Consider the following 17597-nt stretch of genomic DNA (forward strand, 5'->3'; position numbering starts at 1 on the left):
GTCTCCTCAGGGTCACGCCCCGCTGTCGGCCCCTTGATCCTGCAGGCCCGAGCACACCGCCCCGACGCCGAGAACGCACGGAGAGCGAGGGAAGTCGAGTGGAGATCGTCGTCACCGGCCGGAACGTGGAGGTCCCGGAGCACTTCCGGGTCCACGTCGAGGAGAAGTTGACCCGCCTCGAACGGTACGACCACAAGATCGTCGGCATGGAGGTGGAGCTCTTCCACGAGCCGAACCGCCGCCAGGCCAAGATCTGTCAACGCGTCGAGATCACCGGAAGGGGCCGGGGCCCCGTCGTGCGCGCCGAGGCGTGTGCGCAGGACTTCTACGCGGCACTGGACTGTGCCGTGTCCAAGCTGGAGAGCAGGATGCGGCGCTCCCACGACCGCCGCCGGCTCAACGACCGACGCTCCCGCGTCATGGCGGGCCGCGGCGGTGCCGGCGTCGCCGTGCTCGAGACCCTCCCGGAGACCGAGGAGGCCTTCGGTGTCGCGGAGGTCGAGGTGCCCAGCCCCCGCGCCCACACCGAGCACCTCGACGACCGGCCGGACACCGACGGGAACACGGCCGGCGGGTACGGGGAGGACGAGAACGTGCCGGGCCGCATCGTGCGACGCAAGCAGCACTCCGACGAACCGATCAGCGTCGACGAGGCGCTCTCCCGGATGGAGCTGGTCGGCCACGACTTCTATCTCTTCGCCGACGCCGAGAGCGGCACCCCGTCGGTCGTCTACCGGCGCAGGGGCTACGACTACGGCGTGATCAGTCTGGGCGGCTGACCGGGCGTCCCACCGACCTGCCCACGAGGGCGCCGGGGCACGGCTGCCCGCCGTGCCGCGGCGCCCGCCCATCGCATCCGACCGCGACGACCCCGGAACCCGCACGGGTCCGGGGTCGTTGCACGGTGAGGGGCCGCCGCGTCGATGGCTACCATGGTTCGCGGGTGTCTGCCGTGCGCCGGCGTCCGCCCCGGTCCTCCGGCGCCCGTCGGGGCCCACAGGACCGCGCCCGAGACCGCGATCGCGAATGAGGTCGACCAGTGCCGTTGTTGAACCGCCTGCTCCGTGCCGGTGAGACGAAGCTGGTGAAACGGCTGGGCAGGATCGCCGCGCACGTCGACTCGCTCGAGGAGGAGATCGAGCCCCTGTCCGACGCCGAGCTGCGGGCGAAGACGGACGAGTTCCGCGAGCGGCACGCCGACGGGGAGAGCCTCGACGACCTGCTGCCGGAGGCGTTCGCCGTGGTCCGCGAGGCGGCCAGGCGCACGCTGGGGCAGCGCCCCTTCCCGGTTCAGCTGATGGGCGGCGCGGCGCTGCACCTGGGCAACGTCGCGGAGATGCGCACCGGTGAGGGCAAGACGCTGACCTGTGTCATGCCCAGCTACCTCAACGCCATCTCCGGCCAGGGCGTGCACGTCGTCACCACGAACGACTACCTGGCCCGCCGCGACTCGGAGAACATGGGCCGGATCCACCGGTTCCTGGGCCTGTCGGTCGGCGTGATCCTCGCCGAGATGACCCCGGCGCAGCGCCGCGAGATGTACGCCGCCGACGTCACGTACGGCACGAACAACGAGTTCGGCTTCGACTACCTGCGCGACAACATGGCGTGGAACTCCGCCGACATGGTCCAGCGCGGGCACAACTTCGCGATCGTCGACGAGGCGGACTCGATCCTCATCGACGAGGCCCGCACCCCGCTGATCATCTCCGGTCCGGCCGAGCAGAGCGCCCGCTGGTACCAGGAGTTCGCGCGGATGGCGCCGCTGCTGCGCAAGGACACCCACTACGAGGTCGACGAGCGCAAGCGCACCATCGGCGTCACCGAGGAGGGCGTGGCCTTCGTCGAGGACCAGCTCGGCATCGACAACCTCTACGAGGCCGCCAACACCCCGCTCGTCGGCTACCTGAACAACGCCCTGAAGGCCAAGGAGCTGTTCAAGAAGGACAAGGACTACATCGTCCGGGACGGCAACGTCCTGATCGTCGACGAGTTCACCGGCCGCGTGCTGGCCGGGCGCCGCTACAACGAGGGCATGCACCAGGCCATCGAGGCCAAGGAGAAGGTGGACATCCAGGCGGAGAACCAGACCCTGGCCACCATCACGCTGCAGAACTACTTCCGCTTGTACGACAAGCTCTCGGGCATGACCGGTACCGCCGAGACCGAGGCGGCCGAGCTGCACCAGACGTACGGCATGCACGTCGTCGTCATCCCGACGAACCGGCCGATGGTCCGCGCCGACCAGGCGGACCTCATCTACAAGACCGAGGCGGCCAAGTTCGAGGCGGTCGCGGACGACATCGCCGAGAAGCACCACCGGGGCCAGCCCGTTCTCGTCGGTACGACGAGTGTGGAGAAGTCCGAGTACCTGTCGAAGCTGCTGGTGGCGCGCCAGGTGCCGCACGAGGTGCTCAACGCGAAGCACCACGAGCGCGAGTCGATGATCGTCGCGCAGGCGGGGCACGCCGGCGCCGTCACCGTCGCCACGAACATGGCGGGCCGCGGTACGGACATCATGCTGGGCGGCAACCCGGACTTCCTCGCCGATCTCGAGCTGCGCGGCCGCGGGCTGGACCCGGTCGAGCACCGCGAGGCCTACGAGGCCGCCTGGGACGACACCGTCGCGCGGATGAAGAAGCAGGTCGCGGCCGAGGCCGAGGAGGTGCGCGAGGCCGGCGGGCTCTACGTGCTCGGCACCGAGCGGCACGAGTCGCGGCGCATCGACAACCAGCTGCGCGGTCGTTCCGGCCGTCAGGGCGACCCCGGCGAGTCCCGGTTCTACCTGTCCCTGGGCGACGAGCTCATGCGGCGGTTCAACGGCGCCATGGTCGAGTCGATCATGAACCGCTTCAACCTGCCCGAGGACGTCCCGATCGAGGCCAAGATGGTCACCCGGGCGATCCGCAGCGCGCAGACGCAGGTCGAGCAGCAGAACTTCGAGATCCGCAAGAACGTCCTCAAGTATGACGAGGTGCTCAACCAGCAGCGCAAGGTGATCTACGCCGAGCGCCGCCGGGTCCTCGCGGGCGAGGACGTCCAGGAGCAAACGCGACACATGCTGCACGACGTGATCGCCGCGTACGTGCAGGGCGCGACCGCCGAGGGCTACGCCGAGGACTGGGACCTCGACAAGCTCTGGACCGCGCTCGGCCAGCTGTTCCCGATCTCGGTCAAGTGGCAGGACCTCGTCGACGGCGACCCGGAGGACGGCGGCCTCGACGACCTGACCGCCGAGCGGATCACCGATGCCGTCATCGAGGACGCCGAGCGCGCCTACTCGGTGCGCGAGGCCGAGATGGACGCGCTGATCGGCGCGCAGGGCGGCATGCGCGAGCTCGAGCGGCAGGTCCTCATGCAGGTCATCGACCGCAAGTGGCGCGAGCATCTCTACGAGATGGACTACCTCAAGGAGGGCATCGGCCTGCGCGCGATGGCCCAGCGCGACCCGGTGATCGAGTACCAGCGCGAGGGCTACGACATGTTCACCGCGATGCTCGAGGGCATCAAGGAGGAGACGGTCGGGCACCTGTTCAACGTCGTGGTGCAGGTCCAGGAGTCGCCGGAGGCCGCGCCCGTGCCGGCCGGGGCCGCGGCAGGGCAGAACGGGACCGCTCAGAACGGGGCCGGCCAGAACGGGGCAGGCCAGAACGGGGCGGGGCAGAACGGCGCCGGGGTGCAGCAGGGCGCGCAGGCGGCGGTGGCGAACGCGCCGGCCGCGGGCGAGCCCGTCACCAGCCGGATCCCGCGGGTGGCCGCCCAGGCCGCCGACGGCCGCCCGGACGACACCCCGACCTCGGTCCTCCCGGCCGCCTTCCGGGCCGGCCCGCCGCAGCAGAACCTGAGCTACAGCGGCCCGAGCGACGACGGCGGCGAGGTCGTCACCCGGGACGGCCAGCGAGCCGGCGCCCAGCGCGGTGGTGGTGGGCAGCGCCAGCCGCAGGGTGCCGGTGGCAACCGCGCCGAGCGGCGGCGTCAGGAGCGGGCCGCGCGCAAGCAGCGCTGACGTCAGATCACCCGGAGGGCGACGCAGCGCCACTCGCCCTGGCCGGTGAGCTCGAGGCGGGCGGCGAGGGCGCGGACCTTCGCGCCGAAGCGGCACACGGCGGCGACCTCGGCGGCCGTCCGAGTGGGCAGGCTCAGGTGCAGGGAACGCAACGAGGCGCCGGCGGCGGTCGTGTACCCGCGCCGTGGGACGCCCGCGTTGACGTAGCGCAGCACCACCGGCGCCGCGTACGGCGCGAGCTGGCGGACCGGACGGCGGCCGTCGAGCACCTCCAGCGCCGTGCGCACGACCAGCTCCGCCCTGCGCCGCGCGGCGACCGCCCGTTCCCGCTCCCGGCGCCCCCGCCCGTCCGGAGTGCCGGCCGGGAGTCGCGTCGAGTCACCCGCGGGCGACGATCCGGAGGGACCGGCCGCCGCCGCTCCGGCCGCCACCACGGCGCTCTCGTCCACCCACGCCGCCTCGCGACCAGCTCGGCCCTGCCCGCCCGGCCCGCCCTGCGGCTCCCCGGGCGGGACGTCCCCTCCCCACTCCCCGTCGAGGAGCGAGACCGGCGGCTCGAGGGCCGGCTCGTAGGCGACCGTGCCGAAGAGCGGGAGCGCGGGGGCCGGGGCGGTGAGCGTCATGGCCCGAGCGTGCGGGCGATACGCGCCCGGCCGGACCCGATCGCGGTACTTCGCCGCCGAACCATCAGGCACCTGATCGTTCACGGACTAAGGTGCGGGCGTGGGTGAGCAGCCGCTGGACCGGCTCCTGATCACGACCGGCGCCGCGCTCGCGCGGTTCCGGCAGCGGGCCGTGGCCGCGCACGGGCTGTCGGCGACCGCACTCGACCTGCTCACCGTCCTGACCGGCGAGGACGGGCTGCCCCACCGTGAGCTCGCCGGGCGACTCGGGCTCACCCCGGCCACCCTCACCCCGGTGGTCGACGCGCTCGAGCGGGCCGGGGACATCCGGCGCGAACGCGACGCCACCGACCGGCGGGTGGTACGGGTGTGTCTCACGGAGAGCGGCAGGCGGCGCTGCGCGACCGTCGCCGACCGGGTCGACCGCACCCTGCAGGAGACGGTGCCGGGCGAACGGCCGGCGGTGCGCCGCTATCTCGAGGAGGTGCTCGCGGCGGTGGAGGGACGACTGACGTGACGGACCTGCGTGGGCTGATCCTCGACTACGGCGGCGTGCTCACCGACGGCCCGGCGATGGCGGACCTGCCGCTGCGCGCGCGGGAGGCGGGCCTGCGCGTCGCGCTGCTCTCGGACGCCCACTCCGTGCCGGACGGGTACGCCGACCGGTTCGACGCCGTGGTCCTCGGCGGCGCGACCGGGGCTCGCAAGCCCGACCCCGAGGCCTTCCGCCGCACCGCGGAGCTGCTCGGGCTGGCGCCCGGGGACTGCGTTGTCGTCGACGACCTGCCGGTCAACGTCCGCGGCGCGAGCGCGGCCGGAGCCGTCGGCGTGCGGCACACCGACCCCGACTCGACCCTGCGCGAGCTGGGGATCCTCTTCGACTGGTGAGAACGGCGACGGCGCCGCCCGAGGGGACGGCGCCGTGGGGTCGGTGCAGGTCACTGGCTCATTGCTGGCTCACTGCTGCGGCGGGGGCGGCGGCTGCTCGCCCTCGGGTGCCGGCGGCGGCGCGGCCGTGGTGTTCCCTTCGCCGGTCCTCTCCTGCAGGAAGTCGACGCCCTTGTCGATCTGGTCGTCGTGGCCGGCGTACTTCTTCTTGGCCATGTCGCCGGCCTTGTCGAGGCCCTGGTCGACCTTGTCGTCGTGCTGACCGATCAACTCTTTCGCCTTGTCCAGGAATCCCATGCCGGCCACAGTGGCCCCAACTCCGGCGGAGCGCCACCCCGGGCTCACCCGATCGGGCGAAGTCGCGCGTGCTCCCGCCGAAGATCGTCCACCGAGGTGACACCGATGAGCTGCATCGTCCGCGTGATCTCCCCGGTGAGGATGTCGACGGCCTTGGCCACGCCGGCGCGCCCGCCCGCCATCAACCCGTACAGGTACGCCCGACCGACGAGGGCGCCCCGGGCGCCCAGCGCGACGGCGGCCACGACGTCCGCGCCGTGCGTGATCCCTGTGTCGACGTAGACCTCCGCGGCGTCGCCGACCTCCTGCACCGTGGGCTCGACGAGCTCGACCGGCACGGGTGCGCGGTCGAGCTGGCGGCCGCCGTGGTTGGACAGCAGCACCGCATCGACCCCCGCGTCGACGACCCGGCGGGCGTCGGCGACGTTCTGGATCCCCTTGATCATCAGCTTGCCGGGCCACGCGCCCCGCAACCACTCGACGTCGTCCATGGTCAGGGCGGGGTCGAAGACCCGGTTGATGAGGTCGGCGACCGTGCCCTCGGTGCGCTCGAGCGTCGCGAACGTGAGCGGCGAGGTGGTGAGCAGGTCGAACCACCAGTGCGGGTGGAGCGCCCCGTCGACGAAGGTCCGCAGGGTCAGGGCCGGCGGGATGGTCAGCCCGTTGTGCACGTCGCGGCGCCGGTTGCCGCCGACGGGGGTGTCGACCGTCAGCATCAGGGTGTCGTAGCCGGCCGCGGCCGCGCGCTGGACCAGGTCCTTCGCGAACGCCCGGTCCCGCCAGAGGTAGAGCTGGAACCACCGGCGCGCCCCCGGGGCGGCCTCGGCGACCTCCTCGATGGTCGTGGTGCCCATCGTGGAGAGGGTGTAGGGGATGCCGGCGTCGGCGGCGACGGACGCGACCGCGGGCTCGCCCTCGGTGCCCATCATGCGGGTGAACCCGGTCGGCGCCAAGGCGAACGGCAGGGCCGAGCGCGCGCCGAGCATGTCCCGGCCGAGGTCGACGGTGCTGACGTCGCGCAGCACCGTGGGCGTGAACTCGATGCGCGACCAGGCGGCGCGGGCGCGGTCCAGGGACAGCTCCCCGTCCGCGGCGCCGTCGGTGTAGTCGAAGACGGCGCGCGGGGTGCGCCGGCGCGCGAGCTCGCGCAGGTCGTCGATCGACGCCGCGCGGCGCAGGCGGCGCTCCGTGGCGTCGCGGACGAAGGGGGCGGGCCGGAGCAGGGGCAGCAGCTCCTTGGGCCTGGGCATCCGACGCTGGACCATGCCCCGAGGCTAGTCCTGCCGACGCCCCGCCGAGGCCCGAGCGGCGACCCCGGGAAGCGCGCCGTCCGGCCGTGGACCCGCTCAGCGACGGCGGTGCAGCTCGTACGCGGCGACGGCGGCGGCGCTGGCCACGTTGAGCGACTCCACCCCGCCCATCAGCGGGATGGCGAGCAGGCCGTCGAGCAGCGGGCGGACGGCCTCGGACAGCCCGTCGGTCTCGTTGCCCAGCACCAGCGCGACCCGGGGCGGGAGGTCGGCCGTGAGCAGGTCCTCCCCGCCGGCGTCGAGCCCGAAGACCCCGAAGCCCGCCTCCGTCAGCTGTGCGACGCCCTCCTCGGCGGTCGCCGAGCGCAGGACGGGCGCGGAGAACGCCACCCCCGCCGAGGCCTTGATCACGAGCGGGTCGATCGCGGGCACCCCGCGCCGGGGCAGGAGGACGCCGTCGAGGCCCGCGCCCGTGGCCGTCCGGAGGATCATCCCGACGTTCGACGGGTTGGTGACCCGGTCGAGCACCAGGACCCGGGCCGGGCGCCGGGAGCCGAGGTCGCGCAGGAACACCGGCACCGGCGCCATCCGCGGCGCCACGACGTCGGCCAGCACGCCCTGGTCGTGCCGCCCGTTCCCGGCCAGCACCTTCACCCGGTGCGCGCTCGCCCGCTGCACCGGCACGCCGCGGCGGCGGGCGGCGTCGGTGATGGCACGCATCGACTCGCCCCGCGTGCCCTCCGCGATGATCACCTTGTCGACGGCGAGCGACTCGTCTTCGAGCGCCTCGAGGACCGGCTTGCGGCCGTAGACGGTGATGAAGGAGTCCTTCGGCGAGACCGGCGTTGCCACCCGTGCAGGGTCGCACGCGCACGTAGGATCACGACCATGCCGCCCCGGCTCACCGCGCTCGACGCGTCGTTCCTCTACCTGGAGCAGACGACCACGCCGATGCACGTGGGCGGCGTGGCCGTCTTCAAGCGTGCCGGCAAGGGCGGGCTCGACTACGAGAAGCTCGTCGGGCTCGTGGAGCAGCGCATCTCGCTGGTGCCGCGCTACCGGCAGAAGGTCAGGCACGTCCCGGGCAACCTCGCCCGGCCGGTGTGGGTCGACGACACCGAGTTCGACGTCGCCTACCACGTCCGGCGCTCCGCGCTGCCCCGCCCGGGCACGGACGAGCAGCTCTGCGAGCTCGTCGCCCGGCTGATGTCGCGGCCGCTGGACCACACGCGGCCGCTGTGGGAGATGTACCTGGTCGAGGGCCTGGAGAAGAACCGGGTCGCCGTCGTCACCAAGACCCACCAGGCCATGGTCGACGGCATCTCGGCGATCGACCTGTCGCAGGTGATCCTGGACGTCTCGCCCGACGCGCGGCCCGGCGTCGAGGAGGTCTGGATGCCGCGGCCCGAGCCGAGCGACCTCCGGCTGATCGCCGAGGCCGTGGGCGACGCCGTGGCCCGGCCCGGCGAGATCGTGGACAACGTCCGCGCCGCCACCGGCGACGCCGTCGCGACCGCCACCAAGCTCGCGGGGATGGCGGGCAAGCTGCTCACCATGGCCCGGACCGCCTCGCGCCCGGCGCCGGGCACCCCGCTCAACGTGCACATCTCCACCCAGCGCCGGTTCGCGATCGCGCGGACCGACCTCGAGGCCTACCGGCGGATCCGCGCCGCGCACGGCTGCACGGTGAACGACGCCGTGCTCAGCGTGGTGTCGGGCGCCCTGCGGAACTGGCTGCTCTCCCGCGGCGAGCCGGTGACGTCGGGGGCGTCCGTCCGCGCGATGGTGCCGATGTCCGTGCGCGGCGAGGCCGACGTGCCCAGCTCGGCGACGTCGGGCTCGCTCGGCAACCGTGTGTCGTCGTTCCTGGTCGACCTGCCCGTGGGGGAGCCGAGCCCGGTCGTGCGGCTGCACCACGTCACGCACGCGATGCGCGAGCACACCTCCACCGGGCAGAACGTGGGCGCGGACACCCTCGTCCGCATCGGCGGGTTCGCGCCGCCCACGCTGCACGCGCTCGGGGCCCGCGCCGCGAGCGGGATCTCCCGACGGATCTTCAACCTCGTCGTGACGAACGTCCCCGGCCCACAGTTCCCCCTCTACGCCGCCGGAGCGCGCATGCTGGAGATGTTCCCGGTGGTGCCGCTGGCGAAGGGGCAGGCGCTCGCGATCGGGCTCACCAGTTACGACGGGGGCGTGTACTACGGGTTCAACGGCGACCGGGACGGGATGCCGGACGTCGACGTCCTCGCGGGGCTGGTCGACGAGGCGCTGGACGAGTTGCTGGCCGCGAGCCGCTGAGAGCAGGAGAGAGACCGTGCGGATCTACATCCCCGGGACCTGGCCGATGCTGCGGAAGCTGGTCAAGACCGGGCGGTTCGACCCGATCGGGGGGACCGCGTTCGCGCTGACCCCCCGGTTGCGGGAGGCGTACGTGTCCGGCGACGACGAGGAGCTGGAGTACGCCGCGATGAGCGAGGCGGCGCGGGCGTCGCTGCGCCTGCTCGCCGTCGAGTTCGGGCTGGGGGAGGACGGGACCCCGGCCCGGAGGGTGGTGGTGGCCGCCGACCTCGACGACGTCACGCTCCGGCCCGACCTCGACGACGGCGCCGTCCGCATCTCCGGCGCGGTGCCGATGACCGCGATCGCCGCGGTGCACGTCGACTCCGAGGAGGCCGAGCACGCGGTGCGTGAGGCCGCGGCGGTCGTCGACAAGGCGGACCTGGGCGACCTCGACGCCGAGTTCCTCGTCGGCGAGGCCGAGGACCACGAGCTCGCGTGGTACTCGCCCGAGGAGATCGCGTTCCTGGTGGACCTCGGCGACCTGTAGGACGGCGACCGCCCGGGCGCGCCCGCCACCGCGCAGGCGGCGGGCGCTGCCACGGGTCAGTCCGCGAACCTCGGGGCCCGCTTCTCGAAGCCCGCGGCCACGGCCTCCTTCTGGTTCGGGCTGCCGATCAGCGCGCCGATCTCGGTCTGCTCGGCGGCCAGCTGCTCCTCGATCGGCACCCGGCCCGAGGTCTCCAACAGCCGCTTCGCCGCGCGCACGGCGTGCGGGTTGAACCCGGCGATCTCCCGGGCCAGCTCCAGCGCGGCCGTGCGCGGGTCCGGGTCCACCCGTGTGGCCAAGCCGATCGCGACGGCCTCCTCGCCGCTGACCTTGCGCCCGGTGAACGTGAGCTCCTTGGCCTTGTCCCTGCCGACGAGCTCGGGCAGCACCTGCGTGCCCGTCATGTCCGGGATCAGGCCCCAGCGGACCTCGAACACCGAGAGCACGGCGTCCGGCGCCACGATCCGGATGTCCGCACCGAGCGCGATCTGCAGCCCGCCACCCAGCGCGTTCCCGGTCACGGCGGCGATCACCGGCACCGGCAGCGCGGTCCAGACGTGTGCCGCCCGCTGCCCGGTCGCCTTCGCCGGACCGTCGCCGGGCGGCAGGTCGGCGGTGGCGGAGAGCCGCTGCCCGTCGCGCATCGCCTGGAACGACCCGAAGTCGAGCCCGGCGCAGAAGTCCGGGCCCTCGCCGGACAGCACGACGGCCCGCAGCCCGGGCTCGGTCCGCAGCCGCTCGCCGGTGGTGACGAGCGCGGCGAACATCGCCGGGTCGAGCGCGTTGCGCTTCTCGGGCCGGGCCAGCCGGACGTCGGCCACCCCGTCCGTGATCTCGACGGTCACCCGCTGTTCGGTCAAGTCCTACCTCCCTGTGAACCGGGCCGGCCGCCGCTCCAGGAACGACGCGACCCCCTCGGCATGGTCCTCCGACGCGAAGCACTCGGCGAGTGCCTCCCGCGTCGCGGCGACGTGCTCGGCCATCCCGATCCCGGCGCCGTCGAGCACGAGCTTCTTGGTCCGCGCCAGCGCGAAGGGCGACGCCGTCGCGATCTTCACGGCCAGCGCCCGCGCGGCCTCCGGCAGCTCCTCGGGCGCGTGCGACGACACCGCGAAGCCCAGCGCCACGGCCTCGTCCGCGCCGAGGTCGTCGCCGGTGTAGAGCAGCCGCAGCGCCGCGGGCGTGCCGATCTGGCGCGGCAGCAACCACGACCCGGCGCCGGTGTCCGAGACGAGCCCGCGGTGCACGAAGTTCCACCGGAACCGCGCCCGGCTCGAGACGAGCCGCAGGTCGGCCTGCGTGGCGAACTCCGCGCCCATCCCGACGGCCATCCCGTCGACCGCGCAGAGCACCGGCTTCGGGCACTCCATCAGGGCCGGGATCTCGCGCGAGCGGACCGCGCCGCGCTCGTCGGGCGAGCGACCTGCCAGGTCGGCCAGGTCGATCCCGGCGCAGAAGCTGCCCGGCACACCTGTGACGAGCAACACCGCGACCTCGGGATCGTGCCCGGCCTCGTCGATGCGGGCCGTGAACTCCTCCAGCATGGCGTACGTCATGGCCCCGCGTTTCGCGGGCCGGTCGATGGTCAGTGTGGCGACTCGCTCCGCCACCTCGTACCGGATCTCCTGCATCCGACCCCTTCCCTCGGCGCCCGTGCCGATGCAATCCTAGCTGAACGATCGTTAAGGAGGGCCCGTGGATTTCGCACTGCCGGTGGAGCTGACCCAGAAGCTCGACGAGCTCGACGCGTTCATCGAGCGGGAGATCGTCCCGCTGCAGGCGCAGGACGACAACGAGCGGTTCTTCGACCACCGCCGGGAGTGGGCGCGTACCGACTTCGAGGCCGGCGGCACCCCGCGGCGGGAGTGGGAGGAGCTGCTGCGCGAGATGCGCCGGCGCGCCGACGCCGCCGGCTGGTTGCGCTACGCCTTGCCCAAGGAGGTGGGCGGGCAGGACGGCAGCAACTTCGACATGGCCGTGATCCGCGAGCACCTGGCACGCAAGGGTCTCGGGCTGCACAACGACCTGCAGAACGAGTCGAGCGTGGTGGGGAACTTCCCGTTCGCGCACATGCTGCTGGCCTTCGCCACCCCCGAGCAGCTCGACGAGTACATGGAGCCGATGCTCACCGGGCAGGCCCGGATCGGGTTCGGGCTCACCGAGCCCGACCACGGCAGCGACGCGACCTGGATGGAGACCCGGGCGGTCCGCGACGGGGACGACTGGATCATCAACGGCGCCAAGCGGTGGAACTCCGGGATGCACTCGGCCACCCACGACGTGGTGTTCGCCCGCACCAGCGGCAACGACGGGGACGCCCGCGGCATCACCGCGTTCTTCGTGCCCACGGCCAGCCCGGGGTTCTCGGTGGACTTCCACTGGTGGACGCTGAACATGCCCACCGACCACGCCGAGGTCACCATCACCGACGTCCGGGTACCGAACTCGGCGATCTTCGGCGAGGAGGGCATGGGCCTGGCGGTCGCGCAGACCTTCGTGCACGAGAACCGGATCCGTCAGGCCGCCTCCGGGGTCGGGGCCGGGCAGTTCTGCATCGACCGGGCCGTGGCCTACGCCCGCGAGCGGGTCACCTTCGGGGCGCCGCTGGCCACCCGCCAGGCCATCCAGTGGCCGCTGGTGGAGCTGCAGACCGAGGCCGAGATGCTGCGCGGGCTGGTCCGCAAGACCGCCTGGGAGCTCGACCGGGTGCCGCACATGGAGATCAGCGACAAGGTCTCGATGTGCAACTACCGGGCCAACCGCTTCGTGTGCGAGGCCGCCGACCGGGCCATGCAGGTGCACGGCGGGCTGGGCTACTCCCGGCACACCCCGTTCGAGCACATCTACCGCCACCACCGCCGCTACCGGATCACCGAGGGCGCCGAGGAGATCCAGATGCGCAAGGTCGCCGGCTACCTCTTCGGCTTCGCCGGGCCCAACAAGGTGCGCTGATGCACGACTTCAGGGAGCTCGGCAAACGGCTGTCGAACTGGGGGAGGTGGGACCGCGACGGCGTCCGCGACCAGCGCGGCACCACCAACCTCCTCACGCCCGAGCGGGTCGCCGCGGCGGCCGGGCTCGTGCGCGAGGGGAAGATCTTCGACCTCGGCATCCCGTTCGGGCGCGGCGGCCCGCAGCCGGGCGGCGGCCGGATCAACCCGATGATCCTCGTGTCGGAGACCGGCGCGGACCAGGACTACCCGGGTGCCTTCCACTACGCCGACGACTATGTGTTCATGCCGTTGCAGAGCGCCTCGCAGTGGGACGGGCTCGCCCACGTCTTCTACGACGACCAGCTCTACAACGGGTTCCCCGCCTCGTCGGTGAGCCCGCACGGCACCACCGCCAACTCGATCGAGCACCAGGCCAAGGGGATCGCGGGCCGCGGTGTGCTGGTCGACGTCGCCCGGCACCGCGGCGTGGAGTGGCTCGAGGCGGGCGAGGTGATCACCCCGACCGAGCTCGAGGCGGCGATGGCCGCCCAGGGCGTGGCGCTGCAGGGCGGGGACATCCTGCTCGTGCGCACCGGCTGGCGGCGCAAGTTCCTGGTGGAGTCCGACGCCGCCGCGTTCATGGCAGGCGAGCCCGGGCTCGGCCTGGACTGCTGCGAGTGGCTGCACGAGCACGAGGTCGCCGCGGTCTGCTCGGACAACTGGGCGATCGAGGTGCTCCCGGGCGAGCTGCCCGGCGAGCAGCTGCCGGTGCACATGGTGCTGATCCGCGACATGGGGATGACCCTCGGCGAGATCCTGGACTTCGAGGAGCTCTCCGCGGACTGCGCCGACGACGGCCGGTACGACTTCTTCCTCACCGCGCCGCCGATCAAGTTCCGGCGGGCCCTCGGCTCGCCGATCAACCCGCTGGCGATCAAGTGAACCGCGCGGACCCGCGGCCGTACGGCCCGGTAGCCTTCCCGGAACCGTCCGGAGCCCCGGACGGACCGGTGACCTGGGGAGGGATCGATGGCGCGAGCACACCAGCCCGCCACGCGGCCCCCGAACGCGACGCCGGGCGACGCGGCGATCCTCGAGGCGTCGATCGCGACCATGGCCGAGCACGGCTACCACGGGACGTCGGTGCGGGACATCGCGCTACGGGCCGGGCTGAGCCCCGCCGCGCTGTACCACCACTTCCCGTCGAAGCAGGCCGTGCTCGCGATGATCATGGAGCGGGGGATCGAGGCGCTGCTGGCCCGGACCCGCGAGGCGCTGGAGCGCGCGGGCGACGACCCGGCCGACCAGCTCCGCGCGCTGGTCGAGGTGCAGGTGCTGTTCCACCTCGAGGACCAGCGCGGCACCCTGCTCGGCACGAGCGAGCTGCGGGCGCTGGAGGAGCCGGTACGCACCCCGCACCTGGCCAAGCGGCACGCGCAGCAGCGGATGTTCGACGAGGTGGTGGCCCGGGGCGTCGAGGCCGGGGTCTTCCGCACCCCGCTGCCGAACGAGGCGTCCCGGGCGATCGTCGTGATGTGCACGGGCGTCGCGAGCTGGTTCTCGCCGGCGGGGCCCGCCTCGCGGGAGGAGATGGTGCACCGCTACCAGCGCCTGGCGCTGGACATGGTCGACGCCGTGGACCCCGGGCCCTGGGAGGCCCCCACCGCCTGACGGGCGGGGGTGCGGCATGACCGCCGCCGCGGAGACCCGCAGGCCCACCGGCGACCCCGCCGACCCGGCCGTGCTCGCGGAGCTGCTCGCCGTCCGGCTCACCGAGGTCCTCGGCGAGCCGGTCGAGGTCGTCGGGCTGCACCGGCTGACCGGCGGCGCGAGCCGCGAGACCTGGTCGTTCACCGCCCGGGCCGGTGCGGCCGCGCACCGGCTGGTGCTGCGGCGCGACCCGCCCGGCCCCGGCCGCCCGGACGGCATGGCGATGGAGGCGCGGGCGATCGCGGCCGCGGAGCGGGCCGGGGTGCCGGTGCCGCCGCTGGTCGACCACGGCACGGACCCCGCCGTCGTCGGGGCGCCGTACCTGGTCACCCGGCACGTCGACGGGGAGACCCTCGCGCGGCGGCTGCTGCGCGATCCCGAGTACGCGCAGGTCCGCGGCACCCTGGCCGCGGAGCTGGGCCGGGCGGTGGCCAGGGTGCACGCGATCCCGGCGGCCGAGGTGCCGGGGCTGGAGCGCCGCGACCCCCTCGAGCACCTGCGGGAGACCTACGACGAGCTGTGTGAGCCGCTGCCCTCGATCGAGATCGCGTTGCACTGGCTGGCGAAGCACCGCCCGGTCGACGTGCCCGAGACGGTCGTGCACGGCGACTTCCGCAACGGCAACATGATCGTCGCGACGGACGGGCTCAAGGCCGTCCTGGACTGGGAGGCCGTGCACCGCGGCGACCCCCGCGAGGACCTGGGCTGGCTGTGCGTGAAGTGCTGGCGGTTCGGCGCCGCGCCGACGGTGGGCGGGTTCGGCCCGCTCGACCAGCTGCTCGACGGGTACGCCGAGGTCGCGGGCCACCGGCCCGACCCGGACGCGGTGCGCTGGTGGCAGGTCTACGGCACCGCGCGCTGGGCCGTGGGTTGCCGCGGCATGGCCGAGCGGCACCTCTCCGGCGCCGTCCCGTCGGTGGAGCTGGCCGCGATCGGACGGCGGGTGTGCGAGCAGGAGCACGACCTGTTCCTGGCGCTCGGGCACTCCCCCGGCGAGCTGCCCGACCTCCCGGCGGCCCCGCCGTCGGACCTGCACGGCAGGCCCACCAGCGGTGAGCTGCTCGACGCCGTCGCGCTCTACCTGCGCGAGGACGTCATGCCCGGCACGCAGGGCCGGCTGAGCTTCAACGCCCGGGTCGCGGCCAACGTCGTCGACACCGTCGCGCGGGAGCTCGCGCTCGGGCCGGAGCAGGAGCGCCGGCACCGCGAGCGGCTGGCCCGCTTCGGCCGGGCCGACCAGGCCGACCTCGCCGCCGCGATCCGCGCCGGCGTCGTCGACCCGGAGGACCCGGCGCTGCTCGCGGCGGTCCGGGCAGCGATCACCGACCGGCTCCGGGTGGCCAACCCGAAGTACCTGTCCCACCCCGGCGAGTGACCCGACGGGTTCCGACCCTGCAGTTCCGACCCTGCAGTTCTGACCCGTGCAGTTCCCACCCCCCGTGCGAAGGAGCACGAATGCGGATCGGCGACATCCTGTCCTTCACGGCCGCGCGGCGCGCGGACGAACCGGCACTGCTCTTCGAGGACCGCACCTGGACCTACGCGGAGCTGGACCGCGACGTCTGTAGGCTGGCGAACGGGCTCGCCCGCCACGCCGCCCCCGGGGACCGCATCGCGATCCTCACGGAGAACCACCCCGAGTACATCCAGGCCTACTACGGCGTGCCCGCCGCGGGCATGGCGCTGGTGTTCCTCAACTACCGGCTCAGCCCGCGCGAGGTCGCCCTCAACCTGGACGACTCCACCCCGACCATGCTCATCACCGAGCAGAAGTACCTCGAGACGGCCCGGCAGGCGATGGCCGAGGTGCCGTCGATCCGCACCCTGGTCTGCCTCGACGGGACGCCCGACGACGCTCCGGACGGCGCCCTGACCTGGGAGGACCTCCTCGGCGAGCCGGAGGAACCGCCGGCCGTCGACGAGGGGTCGCCCGCCTGGCTGATCTACACCTCCGGCACCACGGGACGCGCGAAGGGCGCGGTGCTGACCCACCGCAACGTCGTCGCGGCGGTGATGAACTCGCTGCTCAGCTGGGAGCACGACCACGACCCCGGCGTGTCCCTGATGCCCTGGCCGCTGTGCCACATCGCCGGCTACGGCGTGCCGATGGCCCACCTCAAGGGCGACGCGATGGTGCTGATGCGCCGCTACGACGCCGTCGGCTTCCTGGAGGCGGTGCAGACCCACCGGGTGCGGCAGACCTCCGTGGCGCCGACGATGCTCGCCATGCTGCTGCGCCATCCGCGGTTCCGGGAGTTCGACGTCTCGTCGCTGCGCCGGATCAGCTACGGCTCGGCGCCGATGCCCGCCGCGGTGCTGCGCGAGGCGATGGCCGCGTTCCCCGAGGTCAAGTGGCAGACCGGGTTCGGGATGACCGAGCTGGCGGGCAACGTCGTCGTGCACGGCTCGGCCGACCACGTGCGGGCCCTGGAGTCCGACGAGTCCCTGCTCACCAGCGTCGGGAAGCCGCAGTGGCTGTCGTCGGTACGGATCGTCGACGCCGACGGCAACGACACGGCCGACGACGAGGTCGGCGAGCTGGTGATCCGCGGCGACCAGGTGTGCGCCGGGTACTGGAACCGGCCCGAGGCCACCGCGGAGGCGAACCAGGACGGCTGGTTCCACAGCGGCGACCTGGCCAGGCGGGACGCCCGCGGCTACTTCTACATCGTCGACCGCAAGAAGGACATGATCCTCACCGGCGGGGAGAACGTGTACTCCCGCGAGGTCGAGGAGGTCCTGTTCCAGCATCCCGACGTGGCCGCGGCGGCCGTCGTCGGGCAACCGGACGAGGTGTGGGGCGAGATCGTCGTGGCGGTGCTGGAGCCGCTCGAGGGCCGCACGCCGACGAGCGAGGACGTGCGCGAGTTCTGCCGCGGCCACCTCGCCGGGTACAAGATCCCGCGCCGGGTGCTGCTGGTCGACGAGCTGCCGCGCACCACCAGCGGGAAGGTGCGCAAGCCGGAGCTGCGCAGCCTGGTCCGCGAGTCCGTTGACACCGCGGCGAGCCCTTCCTAACGTGGGCTGAACGATCGTTCAGCACGCTTCGTCCCCGTTCTT

Annotated in this window: 17 protein-coding genes; 11 read left to right on the forward strand and 6 right to left on the reverse strand. The window is 73.2% G+C overall.

The window, feature by feature from the left end; genetic code table 11:
* Positions 1-98 precede the first annotated feature (98 nt).
* Both hpf and secA read left to right on the forward strand, forming a co-directional pair.
* Entirely contained in the window at positions 99-779 is a 681-nt protein-coding gene (gene hpf / locus LWC33_RS01775; protein ID WP_233302343.1) for a ribosome hibernation-promoting factor, HPF/YfiA family, read from the forward strand.
* A 260-nt stretch (positions 780-1039) separates the two neighbouring features.
* The gene (gene secA / locus LWC33_RS01780; protein ID WP_233302344.1) at positions 1040-4006 is read left to right on the forward strand and encodes a preprotein translocase subunit SecA; all 2967 of its coding nucleotides are present in this window, start codon (positions 1040-1042) and stop codon (positions 4004-4006) included.
* Positions 4007-4008: 2 nt separating this feature from the next.
* Here the strand turns inward: secA and LWC33_RS01785 are convergent, their stop codons facing one another.
* Positions 4009-4629, reverse strand: coding sequence for an Rv3235 family protein (locus LWC33_RS01785; RefSeq protein WP_233302345.1), 621 nt, complete (start codon positions 4627-4629; stop codon positions 4009-4011).
* A gap of 100 nt (positions 4630-4729) precedes the next feature.
* Between LWC33_RS01785 and LWC33_RS01790 the strand changes: the two genes are divergently transcribed.
* Both LWC33_RS01790 and LWC33_RS01795 read left to right on the forward strand, forming a co-directional pair.
* Positions 4730-5146, forward strand: coding sequence for a MarR family winged helix-turn-helix transcriptional regulator (locus tag LWC33_RS01790; RefSeq protein ID WP_233302346.1), 417 nt, complete (start codon positions 4730-4732; stop codon positions 5144-5146).
* Entirely contained in the window at positions 5143-5517 is a 375-nt protein-coding gene (locus LWC33_RS01795; protein WP_233302347.1) for an HAD-IA family hydrolase, read from the forward strand. The genes LWC33_RS01790 and LWC33_RS01795 overlap by 4 nt, the downstream gene beginning before the upstream one ends.
* A 69-nt stretch (positions 5518-5586) precedes the next feature.
* Here the strand turns inward: LWC33_RS01795 and LWC33_RS01800 are convergent, their stop codons facing one another.
* From LWC33_RS01800 to LWC33_RS01810, 3 genes are all read right to left on the reverse strand, one after another.
* Positions 5587-5814, reverse strand: coding sequence for an antitoxin (locus LWC33_RS01800; protein WP_232872978.1), 228 nt, complete (start codon positions 5812-5814; stop codon positions 5587-5589).
* Between the two features lie 44 nt (positions 5815-5858).
* Positions 5859-7079, reverse strand: a complete 1221-nt coding sequence (locus LWC33_RS01805; protein WP_233302348.1) for an alpha-hydroxy acid oxidase — start codon at positions 7077-7079, stop codon at positions 5859-5861.
* A gap of 81 nt (positions 7080-7160) precedes the next feature.
* A complete protein-coding gene (locus LWC33_RS01810; protein WP_233302349.1) occupies positions 7161-7916 on the reverse strand; it encodes a TrmH family RNA methyltransferase in 756 nt (251 codons plus the stop codon).
* Between the two features lie 36 nt (positions 7917-7952).
* On the opposite strand from LWC33_RS01810, the gene LWC33_RS01815 reads away from it, so the two are divergent.
* Both LWC33_RS01815 and LWC33_RS01820 read left to right on the forward strand, forming a co-directional pair.
* A complete protein-coding gene (locus tag LWC33_RS01815; RefSeq protein WP_233302350.1) occupies positions 7953-9365 on the forward strand; it encodes a WS/DGAT/MGAT family O-acyltransferase in 1413 nt (470 codons plus the stop codon).
* A gap of 16 nt (positions 9366-9381) precedes the next feature.
* The gene (locus LWC33_RS01820) at positions 9382-9894 is read left to right on the forward strand and encodes a DUF6912 family protein (RefSeq protein ID WP_233302351.1); all 513 of its coding nucleotides are present in this window, start codon (positions 9382-9384) and stop codon (positions 9892-9894) included.
* Positions 9895-9950: 56 nt separating this feature from the next.
* Here LWC33_RS01820 and LWC33_RS01825 read toward each other — a convergent pair whose 3' ends face one another.
* Both LWC33_RS01825 and LWC33_RS01830 read right to left on the reverse strand, forming a co-directional pair.
* Entirely contained in the window at positions 9951-10754 is an 804-nt protein-coding gene (locus LWC33_RS01825) for a crotonase/enoyl-CoA hydratase family protein (RefSeq protein ID WP_233302352.1), read from the reverse strand.
* A 3-nt stretch (positions 10755-10757) separates the two neighbouring features.
* Positions 10758-11525 carry an enoyl-CoA hydratase/isomerase family protein gene (locus LWC33_RS01830; protein WP_233302353.1) on the reverse strand — a complete coding sequence of 256 codons (768 nt, stop codon included), beginning with the start codon at positions 11523-11525 and terminating at the stop codon, positions 10758-10760.
* 64 nt (positions 11526-11589) lie between these two features.
* Between LWC33_RS01830 and LWC33_RS01835 the strand changes: the two genes are divergently transcribed.
* The 5 genes from LWC33_RS01835 to LWC33_RS01855 all read left to right on the forward strand — a co-directional run bounded on the left by LWC33_RS01835 (position 11590) and on the right by LWC33_RS01855 (position 17555).
* The gene (locus LWC33_RS01835) at positions 11590-12846 is read left to right on the forward strand and encodes an acyl-CoA dehydrogenase family protein (protein ID WP_233302354.1); all 1257 of its coding nucleotides are present in this window, start codon (positions 11590-11592) and stop codon (positions 12844-12846) included.
* Entirely contained in the window at positions 12846-13769 is a 924-nt protein-coding gene (locus LWC33_RS01840; RefSeq protein ID WP_233302355.1) for a cyclase family protein, read from the forward strand. Before LWC33_RS01835 ends, LWC33_RS01840 begins: the two co-directional genes overlap by 1 nt.
* A gap of 87 nt (positions 13770-13856) precedes the next feature.
* The gene (locus LWC33_RS01845) at positions 13857-14498 is read left to right on the forward strand and encodes a TetR/AcrR family transcriptional regulator (protein WP_233302356.1); all 642 of its coding nucleotides are present in this window, start codon (positions 13857-13859) and stop codon (positions 14496-14498) included.
* A gap of 16 nt (positions 14499-14514) precedes the next feature.
* Positions 14515-15912: a phosphotransferase family protein gene (locus LWC33_RS01850; RefSeq protein ID WP_233302357.1), complete on the forward strand. Its 1398-nt coding sequence runs from the start codon at positions 14515-14517 to the stop codon at positions 15910-15912.
* An 80-nt stretch (positions 15913-15992) separates the two neighbouring features.
* A complete protein-coding gene (locus LWC33_RS01855) occupies positions 15993-17555 on the forward strand; it encodes a class I adenylate-forming enzyme family protein (protein ID WP_233302358.1) in 1563 nt (520 codons plus the stop codon).
* The last annotated feature ends 42 nt before the right edge of the window (positions 17556-17597 follow it).

The organism is Pseudonocardia terrae (assembly GCF_021343995.1).
GTDB classification, from domain to species: Bacteria; Actinomycetota; Actinomycetes; order Mycobacteriales; family Pseudonocardiaceae; genus Pseudonocardia; species Pseudonocardia terrae.